The 16,514-nt window shown below is 66.6% G+C and carries 18 protein-coding genes; 6 read left to right on the top strand and 12 right to left on the bottom strand.

Annotated features, from left to right (window positions below; translation table 11 throughout):
* The first annotated feature begins 28 nt into the window (after positions 1–28).
* The 4 genes from ACQE2J_RS00090 (at position 29) to ACQE2J_RS00075 (ending at position 3,794) form a co-directional block, all read left to right on the top strand.
* Positions 29–1,195 (top strand): thiolase family protein, encoded by a 1,167-nt coding sequence (locus ACQE2J_RS00090; RefSeq protein ID WP_135537566.1) that lies wholly within the window; start codon positions 29–31, stop codon positions 1,193–1,195.
* Positions 1,192–2,058, top strand: coding sequence for an enoyl-CoA hydratase/isomerase family protein (locus tag ACQE2J_RS00085; protein WP_135537565.1), 867 nt, complete (start codon positions 1,192–1,194; stop codon positions 2,056–2,058). Before ACQE2J_RS00090 ends, ACQE2J_RS00085 begins: the two co-directional genes overlap by 4 nt.
* Complete coding sequence (locus tag ACQE2J_RS00080) at positions 2,055–2,939, top strand: 3-hydroxyacyl-CoA dehydrogenase family protein (RefSeq protein ID WP_135537564.1); 885 nt, start codon at positions 2,055–2,057, stop codon at positions 2,937–2,939. Before ACQE2J_RS00085 ends, ACQE2J_RS00080 begins: the two co-directional genes overlap by 4 nt.
* A gap of 78 nt (positions 2,940–3,017) precedes the next feature.
* Entirely contained in the window at positions 3,018–3,794 is a 777-nt protein-coding gene (locus tag ACQE2J_RS00075; protein WP_135537563.1) for an enoyl-CoA hydratase/isomerase family protein, read from the top strand.
* A 4-nt stretch (positions 3,795–3,798) separates the two neighbouring features.
* Here ACQE2J_RS00075 and ACQE2J_RS00070 read toward each other — a convergent pair whose 3' ends face one another.
* From ACQE2J_RS00070 to ACQE2J_RS00040, 7 genes are all read right to left on the bottom strand, one after another.
* Entirely contained in the window at positions 3,799–4,395 is a 597-nt protein-coding gene (locus ACQE2J_RS00070) for a dihydrofolate reductase family protein (RefSeq protein WP_135537562.1), read from the bottom strand.
* A 119-nt stretch (positions 4,396–4,514) separates the two neighbouring features.
* Complete coding sequence (locus ACQE2J_RS00065; protein ID WP_425119186.1) at positions 4,515–5,294, bottom strand: TVP38/TMEM64 family protein; 780 nt, start codon at positions 5,292–5,294, stop codon at positions 4,515–4,517.
* 110 nt (positions 5,295–5,404) lie between these two features.
* A complete protein-coding gene (locus tag ACQE2J_RS00060; RefSeq protein WP_426936845.1) occupies positions 5,405–6,766 on the bottom strand; it encodes a S1C family serine protease in 1,362 nt (453 codons plus the stop codon).
* A gap of 134 nt (positions 6,767–6,900) precedes the next feature.
* Positions 6,901–7,509 (bottom strand): DUF998 domain-containing protein, encoded by a 609-nt coding sequence (locus tag ACQE2J_RS00055; RefSeq protein WP_135537559.1) that lies wholly within the window; start codon positions 7,507–7,509, stop codon positions 6,901–6,903.
* Between the two features lie 291 nt (positions 7,510–7,800).
* Positions 7,801–7,971 (bottom strand): hypothetical protein, encoded by a 171-nt coding sequence (locus ACQE2J_RS00050; protein WP_426936844.1) that lies wholly within the window; start codon positions 7,969–7,971, stop codon positions 7,801–7,803.
* Positions 7,972–7,986: 15 nt separating this feature from the next.
* On the bottom strand, positions 7,987–9,357 hold the full coding sequence (locus ACQE2J_RS00045; RefSeq protein ID WP_135537557.1) for an L-lactate MFS transporter: 1,371 nt from the start codon (positions 9,355–9,357) through the stop codon (positions 7,987–7,989).
* Between the two features lie 199 nt (positions 9,358–9,556).
* Positions 9,557–10,333, bottom strand: a complete 777-nt coding sequence (locus ACQE2J_RS00040) for a SurA N-terminal domain-containing protein (protein ID WP_240689554.1) — start codon at positions 10,331–10,333, stop codon at positions 9,557–9,559.
* 211 nt (positions 10,334–10,544) lie between these two features.
* Between ACQE2J_RS00040 and ACQE2J_RS00035 the strand changes: the two genes are divergently transcribed.
* Positions 10,545–10,916 (top strand): VOC family protein, encoded by a 372-nt coding sequence (locus ACQE2J_RS00035; protein ID WP_425119191.1) that lies wholly within the window; start codon positions 10,545–10,547, stop codon positions 10,914–10,916.
* A 106-nt stretch (positions 10,917–11,022) separates the two neighbouring features.
* Here ACQE2J_RS00035 and ACQE2J_RS00030 read toward each other — a convergent pair whose 3' ends face one another.
* Positions 11,023–12,264: an epoxide hydrolase family protein gene (locus ACQE2J_RS00030; RefSeq protein WP_426936843.1), complete on the bottom strand. Its 1,242-nt coding sequence runs from the start codon at positions 12,262–12,264 to the stop codon at positions 11,023–11,025.
* 56 nt (positions 12,265–12,320) lie between these two features.
* Entirely contained in the window at positions 12,321–13,154 is an 834-nt protein-coding gene (locus ACQE2J_RS00025) for an NAD(P)H-dependent oxidoreductase (RefSeq protein ID WP_135537554.1), read from the bottom strand.
* A 67-nt stretch (positions 13,155–13,221) separates the two neighbouring features.
* Between ACQE2J_RS00025 and ACQE2J_RS00020 the strand changes: the two genes are divergently transcribed.
* Positions 13,222–13,557, top strand: coding sequence for a winged helix-turn-helix transcriptional regulator (locus tag ACQE2J_RS00020; RefSeq protein WP_205683282.1), 336 nt, complete (start codon positions 13,222–13,224; stop codon positions 13,555–13,557).
* 74 nt (positions 13,558–13,631) lie between these two features.
* Here ACQE2J_RS00020 and ACQE2J_RS00015 read toward each other — a convergent pair whose 3' ends face one another.
* The 3 genes from ACQE2J_RS00015 to ACQE2J_RS00005 all read right to left on the bottom strand — a co-directional run bounded on the left by ACQE2J_RS00015 (position 13,632) and on the right by ACQE2J_RS00005 (position 16,409).
* On the bottom strand, positions 13,632–14,294 hold the full coding sequence (locus tag ACQE2J_RS00015) for a haloacid dehalogenase-like hydrolase (protein WP_426936842.1): 663 nt from the start codon (positions 14,292–14,294) through the stop codon (positions 13,632–13,634).
* 57 nt (positions 14,295–14,351) lie between these two features.
* On the bottom strand, positions 14,352–14,909 hold the full coding sequence (locus ACQE2J_RS00010) for a dihydrofolate reductase family protein (RefSeq protein ID WP_135537552.1): 558 nt from the start codon (positions 14,907–14,909) through the stop codon (positions 14,352–14,354).
* A gap of 126 nt (positions 14,910–15,035) precedes the next feature.
* Complete coding sequence (locus tag ACQE2J_RS00005; protein ID WP_426937533.1) at positions 15,036–16,409, bottom strand: MFS transporter; 1,374 nt, start codon at positions 16,407–16,409, stop codon at positions 15,036–15,038.
* Positions 16,410–16,514: the final 105 nt, after the last annotated feature.

Here is a 16,514-nt window from a genome sequence, read left to right as displayed (position 1 = left end):
ATCGTCACCCCTGTCAACGAGGAGACCCATGCCTGAGGCATTCATTCTGGACGGACTGCGCACCCCCATCGGCCGCTACGGAGGTGTCCTGGCCGATCAGCGCCCCGACGACCTCGTCGCCACGACGATGAGGACCGTCATCGACCGGACGGGAATCGACCCGGCCGACATCGACGAGGTCATCCTCGGCTCGGCGAATCAGGCCGGTGAGGACAACCGGAACATCGCCCGCATGGCCGTGCTCCTGGCCGGCCTGCCCGAGTCCGTGCCCGGCTTCACCGTCAATCGCCTGTGCGCTTCGGGAATGACCGCGATCACCACCGCTCGTGCGATGATCGCCGCCGGAGACGCCGAGGTGGTCGTGGCCGGAGGCGTCGAATCGATGACCCGCGCCCCGTGGGTGAGCGAGAAGCCCAGCCGGGCCTGGTCGAAGCCCGGCCGGACCTGGGACACCTCGATCGGATGGCGGTTCACGAACCCCGCCTTCGACGAGGACACGACCCTGTCGATGCCGCAGACGGCCGAACGCGTCGCCGAGAAGTGGAAGCTGACCCGCGAGGCCCTCGACGAATTCGCCTTTGACTCGCACCAGAAGGCGCTGGCCGCTGCCGCCGCAGGCAGCTTCGATCCGGAGATCCTGCCCATCGGCGAGGTCACCGCCGATGAGGGACCGCGTGCGGATACGACCGTGGACAAGCTCGGCAGGCTGCGGCCCATCCACGGCCCAGGCGGGCTCATCACCGCCGGCAACTCCTCCTCGCTCAACGACGGTGCCGCCGTGGTCGTGCTCGTCAGCGAGGACTATGCGAACAGGCACGGCCTCAACCCCCGCGCCCGCGTCGTCGCCGGTGCGAACGCCGGAGTGTCCCCGGAGATCATGGGCGTCGGTCCCGTACCGGCAACCCGGAAGGTGCTCGAACGCACCGGATGGAAGGTCGGCGAACTCGAAGCCGTCGAACTCAATGAAGCCTTCGCCTCGCAGTCGCTGGCGTGCATGGGAGATCTCGGACTCGACCCGGCCACCGTCAACGGCTTCGGCGGAGCGATCGCACTCGGCCACCCGCTCGGCTGCTCGGGCACCCGCATCACCGTGACCCTGCTCAACCGGCTCGAACAGGCCGGGGCGAAGAAGGGGCTGGCGACGATGTGCGTGGGCGTCGGCCAGGGTTCGGCCCTGCTGCTGGAGCGCGCATGAGTACGGGCGGCGACGCAGCGAACGGAGCGGGCGCCGGCACGAACGGATCGGCCTCCCCGCTGCTCGTCGAACGCCATCCCGACCGCACGATCATCCGGCTCAACCGGCCTCAGGTGCGCAATGCCATCGATCAGGCGATGGTCGACGCCCTCCACTCCGTGTGCGCCGAGCTCGAAGCCGAACCGAAGGTCGCGATCCTCACCGGCACCTCCGGGGTCTTCGCCGCCGGCGCCGATATCGCCCAGCTGCGCAACCGCCGCCGCGACGATGCCCTGGCCGGCATCAACTCGAAGATCTTCACCCGCATCCAACAGCTGCCGATGCCCGTGATCGCACTCGTCGAGGGATTCGCCCTCGGCGGCGGTGCCGAACTCGCCTTCGCCGCAGACTTCCGCATCGGGACACCGTCGACGAAGATCGGCAACCCGGAGACCGGACTCGGCATCCTCGCCGCCGCCGGAGCCGCCTGGCGTCTGCGCGAACTCGTCGGCGAACCCCGGGCCAAGGAGATCCTGCTCGCCGGTCGCACCCTCCAGGCCGATGAGGCCAAGGCGATCGGACTTCTCAACGACGTCGTCGACCCCGAGGATCTCGAACTCGCCGGCCAGGCGCTGGCCGATCGGATCGCAAGCTTCGCGCCCTTGGCAGTCCGGTTGAGCAAATCCGCCTTCCACGCTCCTCGTGAAGCCCACCCGCTCATTGATAATCTGGCCCAGGCCGTGCTGTTCGAATCGCAAGAGAAGTTCGCCCGCATGGATGCGTTCCTGTCCAAGCGCGAGGCGAAGAGGGCGAAGAAGGCCGCCGAACGGGCCGCCCAGGCCGAGACCGGTGCGCAGACACAGCAGGAAGGCGAGAGCGAATGAGCGAGTCCACCCCCGACACCCCGGCCGCAGATGCTGCGGCCGCCGGCACCCCTGCCGCGCGCGTGCCCGAAGCCGTCGGAGTCTACGGCGGCGGCCGGATGGGAGCGGGCATCGCCCACGCCTTCGCCACCGCCGGCGCCCGGGTCATCGTCATCGAGAACACCGAAGACACCGTCGCAGCCGCACGGGAACGCATCGAGGCCTCGGTCGAGAAGTCGAAGTCCAAGGGCATCGACGTCCCCGGCACCGTCGAAGTCGTCCGCGACCCGACCATGCTCGACCAAGCGCTCCTCGTCGTCGAAGCCGTACCCGAGGTCCTCGAACTCAAACAGGAGATCCTCGCGGCCATCGCGAAGCACGCACCAGCGGCAAGCATCGGCACGAACACCTCGGCGCTGTCCATCGACGAACTCGCCGCCGCCCTGCCGCGCCCCCAGGCGCTCATCGGCCTCCACTTCTTCAACCCGGTTCCCGTCTCCGAACTCGTCGAGGTCGTCGTCGGCACCCACACCGACCCCGGCCTCGTCGAAGTCGCCAAGGGATGGATCGCGGGACTGTCGAAGACGGCGATCACGGTCAAGGACTCACCCGGATTCGCGTCCTCCCGCCTCGGCGTGGCACTCGCCCTCGAAGCGATGCGGATGGTCGAAGAAGGCGTCGCCGAGCCTGCGGACATCGACCGTGCCATGACGCTGGGCTACCGGCATCCGGCCGGGCCGCTGAAGACCACGGACATCGTCGGACTCGATGTGCGCCTGGGCATCGCCGAACACCTCGCCGCCGAGGTCGGTGAGCGTTTCGCCCCTCCGCAGATCCTGAAGGACAAGGTCGCGGCCGGCGAACTCGGCCGGAAATCCGGGCAGGGCTTCTACGCCTGGTGACACCCCGCGCTCACGGGCGCACTCCGGAGTCCCGCCACGGGCGCCGGCACCACTGTTAGGACACGCAAAGGAGCATCCATGACCGAGATCCAGCTGAAGAACCGCGGCCGCATCGCCGAGATCATCCTCGACGGGCCCGCCTCCCGCAACGCTCTCGATGCGGACAACCTCCGCGACCTTGCGGCAGCCGTGGCCAAGGTCGCCGAGGCGGTGCCCAGTGTGCGCGTGCTCCTCATCCGCGGGGAGGGCAAGGTCTTCTGCTCCGGTCGCGATATCAGCGGCGTCGACGCCGAGACCGATGACGCACACGCGTTCCTCGCCGAGTCCTTCGCCCCCGTCTTCCAGGCGATCAGGGCGCTGCCGATCCCCGTCATCGCCCAGGTCCAAGGGGCCGCTCTCGGGCTGGGCTTCGGTGTCGCGGCGGCCGCGGACATCATCTTCGCCGCCGATGACGCGAAGTTCGGGTCCCCGTTCGCCGCGATCGGTGCGATGCTCGATTCCGGTGCCCATCACGTGTTCCTCGATCGGGTCGGCTACCACCGGACCATGGACCTCATCGTCACCGGTGACTTCATGACCGGCGCCGAGGCGGCCGTCGCCGGGATCGTCTCCCGCGCGGTCCCAGCCGCGGACCTGAGCGAATTCGTCGAAGCGAAGCTCGAGAAGATCGTGTCCGGTCCGGCTGAGGCCTTCGCCATGGAGAAGGGGTTCGTGCAGAAGATCGCCGACGAACGTCCGAGCATGGCCGATCTGCTCGCCGAGGAGGCCGTCCTCCAGGAGTCGGCCCGGCAGACGCCGGACTACGTCGAGGGGTTCCGGGCCTTCCAGGAACGTCGGGCTCCGAACTTCGAATGAGGTCTCAGCTGTGCCGGCCGTCGTGGAGCGTTGGCCGGTAATTCACTTCGGCGATGCCGTCGTCCAGCGTCACCGTCTCGAGCAGCTCGAGGTCGAGATCGGGTGCGCCCGCGAACATCGGCACGGCCCCGGTGCGGCCGCTGATCACGGGGAACATCGTCACCTGGATGCGGTCGATGAGACCGGCGGCCAGGAGTGCGCGGTTGAGTGTGGGACTGCCATGGGAGCGTAGGGGGATCGTCGATTCCCGCTTCAACCGGGCGACCACCTCGGCGGGGGCGCCGGTCTCGACCGTCGCATCGGGCCAGTCGACGCCCGGGCTCAGGCTCGTGGAGATGACGGTCGTGGGCAGGTGCTTCATCCGGGTGTTGATCGGGTCCTCCGCCTCGGATGCGGGGGTGAGGTGGGCGAGGAACTTCTCGAACATGCAGAAGGTGCGTGCCCCGATGACCAGCCGCTGCTCCTGACCGTACTGGGCGGCACGGCGGGCGAGGAACTCCGGTCCCTGCTTGCCCCAGTAGCCGCCCCAATCGCCCTCCGGTGTGAAAGAGCCGAAGCCGTCGACGGTGGTGAAGAGATCCCAGGTGTAGGTGGCGGTCATCGCGTCGTCCTCTCTGCGCGGCGTCGCGTAGCCCACGTCGGGAGGGAGGATGGCTCACCGGATGTCCGGGGAGGGGCGATGCTGCACCGTCTCAGCGTGCGCCGATCACCGGGGCGAAGTCAATGATCGCTGCTCTGCTCAGGCGAATCGTCGTGGCGGGCGGACTTCCACCGACGCATCGTGATGATCGTCAGGATGATGACAAGCACCCAGGAGACGCCGACGGCGACGGCGTTGATGAGATTCGGCTCGCCGATGAAGGCGCCGACCGCCACGAGTGAGAGCTGGCCGGGCAGGGAGGAGACGACGGTGGCGGTGAGGAACGTGCGGTTGTCGATGCCCAGCGCCCCGCTGCCGTAGTTGACCGGCCAATAGGGGAAGCCGGGCATGAGCCGCAGTGCGCACACGGCGTAGAACCCACCGCCGGTGAGGCGGGACTCGACGGCCTCGGCGTGGGAGCCGAGCAGCCGCATGACCGTCTCCCGGCCCAGTGCCCTGGCGATCCAGTATCCGATCCAGCAGCCGGCGACGACCCCGATCATCGACAGCAGGGTACCGAAGGGCAGACCGAAGATCAGGCCGCCGGCGGTGGCCATGATCGTCACGGGGATCGGGGTGGCGGCGACGGCCATGTAGATGAGGATGAAGACACCGAAGCCCCAGAAGCCGGCGGCGAGGATGTCTTCCTGGAGTACGTCGATGGAGGGCAGGCGGACATTGAAGACCGCCCACACTCCGGCCAGCAGCGCGAGGCCGAGGGCGATGTTGCGCAGGATCGTCGGCCAGTCGAGGCGGGAGCGGCTGTTCCGCGTGCGCTGGGCAGCGGTATCGCGGGCACGAGCGGCTTGGCCGGGGCGGTGCGGTCGCTCCGGGGGTGGGCTGTCTTCGTGTCCGGGCATGGACCGATCTTACGTCCCGGCCGGGGTGGGACGGCAATCGCGGGCACACGGGCCGGGCCTCTGCCTGCGGTCGAACTGCAGGCAGAGGCCGAAGCGTGGCCGGCTTGGTGTCAGGACGCGGGACCTTCGGTCAGGGTCACCTCGGTGGTATGGCTCTGACCGGTGGTGTCCGTCCAGGTCAGGGACACTCTGTCGCCGGGTTTGTGCTCGGCGATCGCACTCGAGGCCGCGGTGCCGTCGCTGATCTGCGTCGAATCGATCGCGGTGATCGTGTCACCGGCGGTCAGTCCGGCCTTCGCGGCGGGGGTGTCCTCATAGACCCCGGCGACGACGGCGCCTGCGACCGCATCGGTTCCGGTCTGCCCGGACTGCGTGCCCTGCCCGGGCTGGCCGGACTGCGTGCCCTGCCCGGTCTGCCCGGACTGCATGCCCTGCCCGGGCTGGCCGGACTGTGCTGGCTGTCCGGATCGGTCCTGCTGGTCCGACCGTTCGGTCCGGCCGACGCCGATACCGAGGAAGGCCGGATAGCCGAGCGTGTTCGTGCTCGTCTGCTGACCGGCGATGATCGACTCGGCGGTCGTCAGTGCGGAATCGATCGGGATGGCGTAGCCGGTGACCACCGGGGTGCCGGAGGAGGCTGCGGTGTTCATGCCCACGACCTCGCCCTCATCATCGAGCAGGGCTCCGCCCGAATCGCCGGAGACGATATCGGCTTGGACTTGGATCATGCCGTCCAGGGTCTCCGAATCCTCGGTGCCCTGAGCGGTCGTGGTGACCGAAGCGCCGAGGTCGGTGACCGTTCCATCGGCTGCCTGGAGCTGCCCGCCGCCCTCGGAGTTGCCGACGGCGGTGATGTCGTCGCCGACATGGACGGTCTCGTCGTCGACGGCGGCCGGTGTGAGGTCGGTGGCGTCCTTGAGTCTGAGCACGGCGACGTCATGAGCCGAGTCGGAACCGACGACGCTGGCTTCGTAGGTTTTGCCCGTCGTGGCCACGGTGACCGCGATCTTGGTCGAGTCCGCGATGACGTGATTGTTCGTGAGGATGAGACCGTCCTTGCTCAGCACGATGCCGGTGCCGGCCGCTTCGGCCTTCTCGTAGCCGAGCTGGATGTCGATGAGGACGACACCGGAGGACTCTTCCGCGCTCGCCGGTGCGGCGTCCTGCTGCGTCGAACCGTCGCCGCCCTGGCTGGGGTCGGTGGGCTGACCGGTGAAGGGGATGACTGATTGGGTGGTCCCGGCCGCGACCGTGCGGGCGTGTCCCGTGGCGGAGGCCGACAGGCCCGCGGCAGACCCGATGCTCAGCGCCAGAGCCGCGGCCGCTCCTGTCACTGCCAGGGCGAATCGATGCCTGTGCGGGCGGGAGCGGGTGACGGCTGTCGCCGCCGTCTCGGTGCCGGATGTGTTCTCACCCGTGTGCCCAGCGCCGGTCCGTGCCTGTGCTGACCCCGTGCGCTTCGACTCGTTCATGGCTCTGCCTTTCTGTGCTGAGTGGGAGTGTCCGATGACTCCTATTCAGTACCCGGAGGCTGTGGCCAGGCTGTGGCGCAGCTGGAGCGAAGCTTCGACTTTGCCAGTCGAGTGCTGAGAGGGGTGAGACCAGCTCAGGCGGCGATGACGATGATGCCGAGGGCCGTGCCGATGTAGAAGAGGCTGACGGAGAGGATGAAGACACGTTCTGCGATGCCGAAGGCCTTCGCGCGAAGGGGCCTGATGATGAGCGCGACGACGCTGATGACCAGCGACACGAGCGCGATCCAGGAGACCGCGTGCAGGGTCTGCGCCAAGGGTGCTGGCCCCTCGGCGGTGAAGAGCCTGACGAAGTTGCCCATGCAGGCGTAGCTGATGGCGAACCAGGCGATGGCCATCAGGTAGTGCAGGCGGCCGGTCGTGCTCAGCTTCTCACCTTCCAGGTCGGTGGGGACGAAGGGCAGGAAGGCGAAGATGAGCGCGAGGACGGCAAGGGCGATGCTCACGAGCGTCGAATCGGGCCATTCCGGTATGCCGATGGCGACGGCCGCGGCCAGCAGGCCCCAGAACGGCACCGTCACCCAGGTCATCGCGCTGCTCAGGCGCCTCGTGCTGCCGACGGCATAGTCGCTGACGGCATGGCTGATGATCGAATACTCGCTCCGTACGAGGTGGAGGGCGAGGAAGAGAACGAGACGGGCCAGTCCGCAGGCGGTCGCGAGTGCAGCGAGGATGAGGGTCATGAGCGGTCCATGGGGTTGTCGGAGCGGATGCTGCGGACCTCGTCGTGGAGTGCGCGGATCGTGGAGGCCAGTGAGCTCGGATCGATGCCGATCGCTCGGGCATTTTCGTCGAGGGAGTGTCCGAGCAGGCGTGCGCAGTGCGCGTGCTTGTCCTCGCCCGCCGAGGTGAGTCGCAGTTCCCGTCGATTGCCGGACCCCGGCAGAACCGTTATCGGTTCAGCCGGGGCCCGAAGGTGGGCCTGCGAGGAAGACGGTGTGCGCGCGGCTGCCCAGGGCTGCCTCGGCGAGGGGTCAGCCGGTGAAGATCGCCACTGCCTTGATCGCGGTCAGGGACAGGCCCCAGACGAGGCCGCCGGCCACGACGACGGTCAGGGCCGTGCCGACGGTCTTGTAGGCGCCGCCGACGGGTGACTGCGGCGAACCGGATTCGGGGACGTGGGCGATGGGGGTGGAGTCAGTCATGATCGTTGCTCTTCCTCAGTTCTCTTCGAGGGCGGCGGCCTGCCTGGCGGCGACGTCCTCTTCGCGTTCGAAGTGCTTTTCGCTGACCGGGCGGATCAGCGCGTTGGCGATGAAGCCGATGATCAGGGCGCCGACCATGATGAACATGCCCGGGGTGTAGAGCTCGGGGCCGGACTTGCCGGCCGCCTCGCCGGCCTCGACGACGGAGTTGACGATGAGCGGACCGGCCACCCCGGCGGCCGACCAGGCGGTGAGCAGCGCACCGTGGATGGCCCCGACCTGGTACACGCCGAAGAGGTCCTTGAGGTAGGCGGGCACCGTGGAGAAGCCGCCGCCGTAGAAGGAGATGATGATGAGCGTGGCGAGCACGAAGAGGATGATCGATCCGCCGCCGAAGAACGCGACGAGCAGGTAGAGCACCGCTCCACCGCCGAGGTAGAGCATGTAGTTGTTCTTCCGACCCAGGTAGTCCGAGGTCGTCGACCAGATGAAGCGACCGCCCATATTGCCGATCGAGAGCAGACCGACGAAGCCCGCGGCCGCGGCGGCGGTGATGCCGAAGTAGGCCTGGATCATCGGGGCGGCGTTCTCGAGGATGCCGATGCCCGCGGTGACGTTGAGGAAGAGGGCGACCCACAGCAGCCAGAACTGCGGAGTGCGGATGGCGTTGCGGACAGCGACATTGCCCTCGGTCTGCATCGGCTTCGCCGCGACCGTCGAGGGGTCGAAGCCCTTCGGCGTCCACTCCGGGTGGGGGACGCGGATGACGAATGCGCCGGCGGCGATGACGACGGCGTAGACGATGCCGAGGGTGATGAACGTCGGGGTGAGGCCGGCGACGAGATTCTCGGGTTCGACACCGCCGCCGTAGAAGGCCATGAGCTGGTTCGACATCGGGCTGGCGATGAGCGCACCGCCGCCGAAGCCCATGATCGCCAGACCCGTGGCCAGGCCCGGACGGTCCGGGAACCACTTCATCAGGGTCGACACCGGCGAGATGTAGCCGATGCCCAGTCCGATGCCGCCGATGACGCCGTAGCCGAGGTAGACCAGCCACAGCTGTCCGGACACGATGCCCAGCGAGGCGATGAAGAAGCCGACGACCCAGCAGGTTCCGGCCGCGACCATCGATGCGCGCGGACCCTTCTTCTCCACCCAGGGACCGAAGACGGCCGAGGAGATGCCGAGCATGAGGATCGAGATCGAGAAGATCCAGCCGATCGAGACCTCACCGGCGTCGAAGTGCGTCATGAAGGGGATCTTGAACACGCTGAATGCGTAGACCTGCCCGATGCACAGGTGGATGGCCAGGGCCGCCGGCGGGATCAGCCACCGGTTGAAGTGCTTCGGCGCAACGATCGCCGAACGCGTGAGAATGGAAGCCACGGGAAGTCCTTCTGTTGGTGGAACTCGTCTCGCCGTCGACAACGGAGAGCGGACGAACGCGGGGTCTGTGAAGAATCAACCGACCCGATATTCCACTAAAGGGTAGAGCTCACACAAGCAGATTGCGAGGAATGCTCAGCGTTTTCTCCGGAAAACGCCGAAGTTTCCCGTCAGATGGGACTTCCGTGCCGGGGTGGTCTCAGAGGTGGAGCGTGACGTCGGCCTGCTTGCGCAGCTTCTTCGCGAACTTCTGCGTCGCCTCGTCGGTCTTCTGGCTCTTCACCTGTTCCTTGAGCTGAGGCCGCATCTCGTCCAGCGAGGGCATCTCCTGCTGCTGCCCGCCTTGCTGCGCCATCTGCTCCTGCTGGGCCTTGGCCTGTTCATAGGCCTGCCCGATCTCTTCGCCGCTGACCTCGAACTCGCCGTACTCGTCCTCGACGAGGCCCTCGATCTTCAGCTGATTCTTCAGTTCCGAGCGGACCTTCTTCTCGTCCATGCCCTGGTCCTTCATGGCTTTGAGGAAGTCCTTCTCGCTCATCTGCCCGGACTTGGCGGACTCCTTGAGCCCCTTGTCGATGTCCTTGTCCGTCACCGAGATCTTGCGCTTGTCGGCTTCCTGGACGAGCACCTCGGTGCTCACGAGGTTCTCGGCGGTCTGCTTCTTCAGATCCTTCTCATCGACGGGCTGTCCCGACTGCTGCGCCTGCATCTGCATCTGCTGGTACTGGGTCTCGAAGAGAGGGACGAAGTCGTCCTTCATGATCTTCTCGCCGTTGACCTCGGCGACCACCTTGGGGATGTCCTTCGTGTTGGGCTTGCCCTGCTGGCCCTGCTCGCCGGAATCGGCGCCGGGGGACTGCTCGGCGGCAGCCGAGGACTCCTGCGGTTTCGCGTCGTCGCCCTGACTTCCGCACGCGGCCAGCGCCACCACGGAGACGGACATGGCCAGGCCCAGCAACCACCGGTTGGTTCGCACAATCACTCCTGCTCTCGGATACAGCCTGCCAGGCTAGCAGGGGCGACTCCCCGAAGAATGTGTGGAGTATGTGTGTCGCTTGGCAAGGGTGTTTGCATCGGGGTCTCGGGAGGCACATCAACCCAGCCGGCGGGTCCGCGATGAGGACTGCCCCGCGTCCGCCTCGGCGGGTACACTTCGGCTACCGGTCGGATGCGACCGGAGATCGACCATGAAGGGGGCCGAAATGGAGTCGACGTTCCGTGGGGTGTTCCTCACCTGCGCCGACGCCGAGGCGACCGCCGCCTTCTACCGTGACATCGCCGGTCAGCCGCTGACGACGGCCGGCAGTGATGAGTACACCTACTTCCTCGTTGAGACCGAGGGAGTCCAGATCGCCTTCCACTCCGCCGAAGCATTCGCCGACTATGCGTTCCCGCCGGTGGCCGAGTCGAACCTCACGCACCTGTATTTCCGGATCCCCGATCAGGCGGGGTTCCTCGAGCGGATCCGCCATGCGGGTGTGCCGATCGTCGCGGTCGACGATGTCGTCGTCACCGTCGAGGACCCCGACGGCCGAAAGGTCATGTTCGGCACCGCGTGAGGCACAGTTCTGCTCGAGACACAGGCAGAGAGCCGAGACCACGGTGCACACAGGTGTTTCGGCGCTCCACCGTTGTCTCGAAGGCAGATGCATGGTTCCAGGTGCTTCAGCGGTCCGCAGCGAGGATCGCTGAGAGTCCGGCTCTGAGATCGGCGACGAACTCATCGGGCATTTCGAGCGAGGGAAAGTGTCCGCAGCGATCCGCGGCTCTCCAGCGCACAATGGAGCGGTACCGGTGCTCTGAGAGGGCACGCGGATACTTTTCGATGTCGTACGGGTACATAGTGATCGCGGTGGGAACGTCGACGCGCAGGTCGGGGTCGAGAGAGTTGTGGCTTTCGAAGTAGATCCGCGCCGACGAGGCGCCTGTGCGCATCAGCCAATACAGGGAGACGTTGTCGAGCAGGCGGTCGCGGGAGATCGTCTCGAACGGGGAGTCTACGGTGTCCGTCCACTCGGCGAACTTGTCGAGGATCCACGCGAGTTGGCCGACGGGTGAATCGACGAGGGCGTAGCCGATGGTCTGCGGTCGCGTCGCCTGCTGGTGGGCATAGGCGGCCCGATGCGTCCAGAAGTCTTCGGCGTCGAGGGCCCAGGCACGCTCGTCTGCCGTCAGGCCCTCCAGTGAGGCTCCCGGGATTCCGGGCGCATAGGTGGTGTGGATTCCGATCAGGTGGTCGGGGAAGCGCCCACCGAGGATGGTTGTGATCACCCCACCCCAGTCGCCGCCGAAAGCCGCGAACCGGTCGTAGCCGAGCCTGCTCATGAGTGTCACCCACGCCTCGGCGATTCGATCCGTGGACCAGCCGGTGACACTCGGTCTGTCGCTGAACCCGAAACCGGGCAGCGAGGGCACGACGCAGTGGAACGCCGGTGCATCGGGATCTGTCGGCTCGGCCAGTTCGTCGACGACGTCGATGTATTCGGCGATGCTGCCTGGCCATCCGTGAGTGAGGATCAGCGGGGTCGCGTTCGATCGGGACGAGCGACGGTGGAGGAAGTGGATGCCCAGGCCGTCGATGGTGGTGCGGAATTGGCCCATGTCGTTCAGGCGGTCTTCGAAGTCCCGCCACGAGTAGACCGTTCGCCAGTAGTCGACGAGCTCCATGAGGTCGTTCAGCGGTATGCCTTGGTCCCACCGTCGCGGGTCGGGGCTTGGTCGAGCGACGGTCTCGGGTTCGGGCAGGCGGGCCGATTGCAGTCGGGCACGGAGATCGTCGAGGTCGGCTTCGGGAATGCGTGAGTCGAATCCCTGGATGGCTTCACTACTTAGGGCGGCGTCGGCTGCTTGGGCAATGTCGGCTGGTTGGACTTCGGTGGCTGGACGGGCGTCGTCGGAGTTGGGCATCACGGGTTTCCTCCTGGAGTCGGTGGCGGTTGCACGGAGAGCGCGAATGTGTTCGGTCAGCCGGCGGTGTGGATGCGAACCCCGTGTTCGTCGGGGCAGACACGGGGTGCGAGTTCCCATTCAGGTGTGTAGTCACCGGTGAATTGCGGTCGGTAGGGGATGACGGGTTCGGTGAAGAGTCCGTCGAGGCGTCCGACGAGGCGGTCGCGGACTGCGTCGAAGTCGTCGATCCGGTCGGCGCTGGGGGCGGCGAAGGGCTCGAGTACGCTCATGCCGGTGTAGGCGAAGGTGCCGTGGAGGAGGCCGAAGAGGAGTTCCCGGAGTTCACCGGACTTGCCTCGGGGCCCGATGGCCAGAGGACGATCGCCGAGGGTGGTGACGACGAGAGCCCGCTTGCCTGCGAACGGTCCCTGTTCGAAGCGAAGGCGGCGACCCGTGGGCGAGTCGGTGCCGAAGGCGAAGCCGCTGACAAAGACACGGTCGAACCAGCCTTTGAGGATCGCGGGCATCCCGTACCACCACAGGGGGAACTGAACCACAACAGCGTCGGCGCGCTGAAGCTTCTCCTGTTCGCAGGTGATCTCGTGCGGTTGGGTGCCGTCGACCTGGGCGGTGCGGGTGTCGGCGCTGACGCGGAAGCGGGCGGGGGCGCGGACGGAATCGGTGTCGGTCGCCTCAGCGCTCGGTTGATCGGTGCTCGCGAGATGAGCACCGTCGCTCCGATTCAGGACCGGATCCCAGCCCATGGCGTAGAGATCGGATGTCAGGACGGCATGGCCTGCCTCCCGCAGATGGGTGATTCCCGCGCTGCGCAGGCTTCCGTTGAGTGACCAGGGTTCGGGATGCGCGCTGAGCCAGAGGACTGTCCGAGGGGTGTTGTCTCCTTGCATGGTTCCATGGTTGCCGCTTAGCATAAGACTGTCTAGTACGGACATTTATGTCCCTGTGGAGGTGTGTATGCGGTTGCCTGTGCGTCGTGCGATGGAGGTCTGTCCTGTCGAGGTCGCGGTTTCGGCGGTCGGCGGCACGTGGAAGCTCACCATTGTCAAGCATCTCCTTGACGGGACGCGTCGATTCAATGAACTCGGTCGGTTGGTGCCGTTGGCGAATACGAAGACCCTCACTAGGCAGCTGCGGGAGCTCGAGGAGGACGCTGTGGTGTTGCGCACCGCCTACCCGGAAGTGCCGCCGAGGGTCGAGTACTCACTGACGGACCTGGGGCGCAGCCTTGAGCCGATCGTGATGGCAATGAATGAGTGGGGGAAGGACTTCGCGGCGAACCAAGCGGACTGAGCCTCCGAGAGAACTGAACCGGCAGGGCGAGCTGCTGGGCGGTGCAGGCAGCAGGGTCGATCGATCAATTCAGGTCAGGACGTTCTCGATACTCGGATACCGTGTTTGTCGAATCGTCGTCGTGTGTGAGCTGACGCTCCCATGAGCACTACTCGGGCGGCCGCTCGGGCAGTGGGTAGGTCGGTCAGCGAATCGGTGACAAATTCCACACGTTCGAGAGGAATGCCCAGACTGCGCAAGGCGTCCGCTTTTCGTGCTCCGACCCTGTGATCGGCAACTTTGGGTCCGGCTGTGGTGACTTCGAGTCGCGACGCGGAAAGCTCGTCGAAGGGGATTTCCGCGGTTGCAAGCAATGCCGAAGCGAGTCGATGCTCTGTCGCAGTGGCGATGACGATCCGTGAACCGTATGCGTGTTGGCGGCGAACGCGTTCGACGGCGTCACTGCGCATCCATCTCGAATCCGCACCGAACTTTTGGCCCAAGCGTTCGGCAAGCGTGCTGTAGTCGTCGTCGGACATGCCGGACAATGCGATCTCGGCAATGCGTCGTGAAGCCTGTGCCTTCCGCCCAGACAAGAAAGTCAGGCATGCCGGCAGCGCCCGGAGGAAACGCGATGGGGAGCGGACGAGTCGACCTATGACGAGAGCGGTGAACGTGTCCTTGCGAGTGATGACGCCGTCGAGGTCATAGACGACAAGCTCGGTTCTCTCCATGAACAGAAACGCTAGCAGGCTCACAAGATTGGCCGGGGACGAGAGTGGGACGAATACAGACGAGTTCCTGGAGGATGCTCGTCACTCGCTCGGTTCGTAGGCCGAATACACGATGCCGCTGGGGAAGGCTTTCGAATCGATGAGCCGCAGTCGGGGCGGTCTGGCCGAGTGTGCTCCGTCGTGGAAATAGCCGCGACCGCGGCCCTGCCAGACCGGGTAGGTGAACATCCGATACTCATCGATCAGCCCCTCGGCGATGAGCTCGTGGGCGAGGGTGATGCTGCCGGTGACGATGACGTCGCGGCCCGGTTCCTCGCGCAGGTCGGCGACCGCCCGCATGGGATCGGAGCTGATGATCTGCGTGTTCTGCCACCCCGGTTCGGCCAACGTCGATGACACGACGCGTTTGTCGACCTGATTCAGATGCTCCGCGATCCCGGTGGTGTCGTCGGTCTGGTCGGGCCAGTAGCCGCGGAAGTCCTCGAAGGTCCGCCGCCCGAGCAGCAGCACATCCTCATTCGCGGACTGCCGCATGAGTTCGGCGGAGAGTTCCTCGTCCTGGGCCTGCGGGTCGAACCAGTCGTCGAGCATCTCGACGCGACCGTCGAGGGTGATGTTCTGAGTGATGATGATGCGCACGGTCGGTCTCCTCGTTGAGTGACGTGGGGGGCCCACACTACTCACCGGCGGAGACCGGCGAAAGGGGCCGCGTCGACGTCTGGGAACTCGGTTCGAAGGCGCGATGCCGTTGGGGGACGGGAGTCGTCAGGTGAGGGATTCGGCGTGCTCGGACGTCTCGACCACCTCGGCGCGGGGGTGGTTGCGGCGGATGAACAGGACGACCAGCGCCCCGGCCAGGGCGGCACCGGCGCCGATGATGAAGCAGGTGCGGAAGGTCGTTTCGGCGGGAATGGCGACCGAGCCCATTGGGATCGTCCGGCTGGTGAGGACGATGGCCATGACGGCACCGGCGACGGTCGTGCCCATCGAGCGCATGAGCGAGTTTACGCCGACTCCGGCGCCGGCTTCCGAGGCGGGGGAGTTCTCGAGGATGAGCGTGGGCATGGCCGCATAGCCGATGCCGACTCCGGCCGAGGCGATGCACGTGGCGACCATGAGCTGCCAGGGTTCGCCGTCGAAGAAGACGGCGAAGACGTAACCCGCAGAGATGACGAAGGCACCCAGGGCCAAGGTCGCACGACCGCCGAGCGTGCTGAGCAGACGGCTCGAGATCGGAGTGAACGCAAGCATCATCAGTCCGCCCGGAGCCATCCACAGTCCGGCCTGCAGGATCGTCTGCCCGAGTCCGTAGCCGACCTCGGTCGGCATCTGCAGCAGCTGCGGGACGACGATCGACTGCGCCATCATGCCGAAGCCGATGAGCAGCGCGGCGATATTCGTCAGCAGGATCGGGCGTTTGACGCTGGTGCGCAGATCGACGAGCGGATGCGGGTGGCGGACCTCGTAGAAGCCCCAGCCGATGAGGACGATGAGGCCGCCGAGGATCGTCACCAGGGTCGACGGCGCGGTCCATCCCCAGTCGTTGCCCTTTGAGACTCCGGTGAGGATGCCGACGACGCCCAGGGCCAGGCCGATCGCACCGAGGGTATCGAATCCGGCACGGTCGACGGGTGCGACATGGGGCAGGGCCAGGGCCGAGAAGACGGTCATGAGGACGGCGAGGACGGCGGAGAGCCAGAAGAGCATGTGCCAGTCGAAGTCCTGTGCGATCCATGCCGCCAGCGGCAGTCCGAGTGCGCCGCCGACGCCGAGGGTGGCGCTGATTCCGACGACCGCGGAATTGCGCATGTGCGGCGGGGTGATCTCGCGGACGAAGCTGATGGCGACGGGGATGTAGCCCATGGCCACACCCTGGAGGACGCGGCCGATGAGGGCGGGGCCGATGCTCGAGAACAGGGCGCAGACGAGGGAGCCGACGACGAGGATCATCGCCGAGGCGACGAGGATCGGCTTGCGGCCGTGGATGTCGGCCAAGCGGCCGGAGACCGGCATCGACACGCCTCCCGCCAGGAGGGTGGCGGTGACGACCCAGGAGGCGTTCGCCGCCGAGGTGTTCAGCAGGTGCGGCAGCTCCGGTTGGATCGGAATGACCAGGGACTGCATGAGCGAGGCGCACAGGCTCGAGAATCCGAGGACGAGGACGACGAGAATCGGCGCCGAGGCTGTCGGTGCGTCTTCGCCGTCCGGTGCGGTCGCCGACGTGGCCGGGCTCGTGGGGGCGGA

The sequence above is a fragment of the Brevibacterium sp. LE-L genome, assembly GCF_050214925.1.
Lineage (GTDB): Bacteria > Actinomycetota > Actinomycetes > Actinomycetales > Brevibacteriaceae > Brevibacterium.
This window is presented reverse-complemented; position numbering and strand designations above follow the sequence as displayed.

Excerpts from the sequence above, each read along its gene's own strand:
- ACQE2J_RS00025 (WP_135537554.1), bottom strand. The coding sequence starts at position 13,154 with ATGCAAGGAGACAACACCCCTCGGACAGTCCTCTGGCTCAGCGCGCAT.
- ACQE2J_RS00075 (WP_135537563.1), top strand. The coding sequence starts at position 3,018 with ATGACCGAGATCCAGCTGAAGAACCGCGGCCGCATCGCCGAGATCATC.
- ACQE2J_RS00090 (WP_135537566.1), top strand. The coding sequence starts at position 29 with ATGCCTGAGGCATTCATTCTGGACGGACTGCGCACCCCCATCGGCCGC.
- ACQE2J_RS00035 (WP_425119191.1), top strand. The coding sequence starts at position 10,545 with ATGAAGGGGGCCGAAATGGAGTCGACGTTCCGTGGGGTGTTCCTCACC.
- ACQE2J_RS00085 (WP_135537565.1), top strand. The coding sequence starts at position 1,192 with ATGAGTACGGGCGGCGACGCAGCGAACGGAGCGGGCGCCGGCACGAAC.
- ACQE2J_RS00030 (WP_426936843.1), bottom strand. The coding sequence starts at position 12,264 with ATGCCCAACTCCGACGACGCCCGTCCAGCCACCGAAGTCCAACCAGCC.
- ACQE2J_RS00055 (WP_135537559.1), bottom strand. The coding sequence starts at position 7,509 with ATGACCCTCATCCTCGCTGCACTCGCGACCGCCTGCGGACTGGCCCGT.
- ACQE2J_RS00060 (WP_426936845.1), bottom strand. The coding sequence starts at position 6,766 with ATGAACGAGTCGAAGCGCACGGGGTCAGCACAGGCACGGACCGGCGCT.
- ACQE2J_RS00065 (WP_425119186.1), bottom strand. The coding sequence starts at position 5,294 with ATGCCCGGACACGAAGACAGCCCACCCCCGGAGCGACCGCACCGCCCC.
- ACQE2J_RS00080 (WP_135537564.1), top strand. The coding sequence starts at position 2,055 with ATGAGCGAGTCCACCCCCGACACCCCGGCCGCAGATGCTGCGGCCGCC.
- ACQE2J_RS00020 (WP_205683282.1), top strand. The coding sequence starts at position 13,222 with ATGCGGTTGCCTGTGCGTCGTGCGATGGAGGTCTGTCCTGTCGAGGTC.
- ACQE2J_RS00050 (WP_426936844.1), bottom strand. The coding sequence starts at position 7,971 with ATGACTGACTCCACCCCCATCGCCCACGTCCCCGAATCCGGTTCGCCG.
- ACQE2J_RS00070 (WP_135537562.1), bottom strand. The coding sequence starts at position 4,395 with ATGACCGCCACCTACACCTGGGATCTCTTCACCACCGTCGACGGCTTC.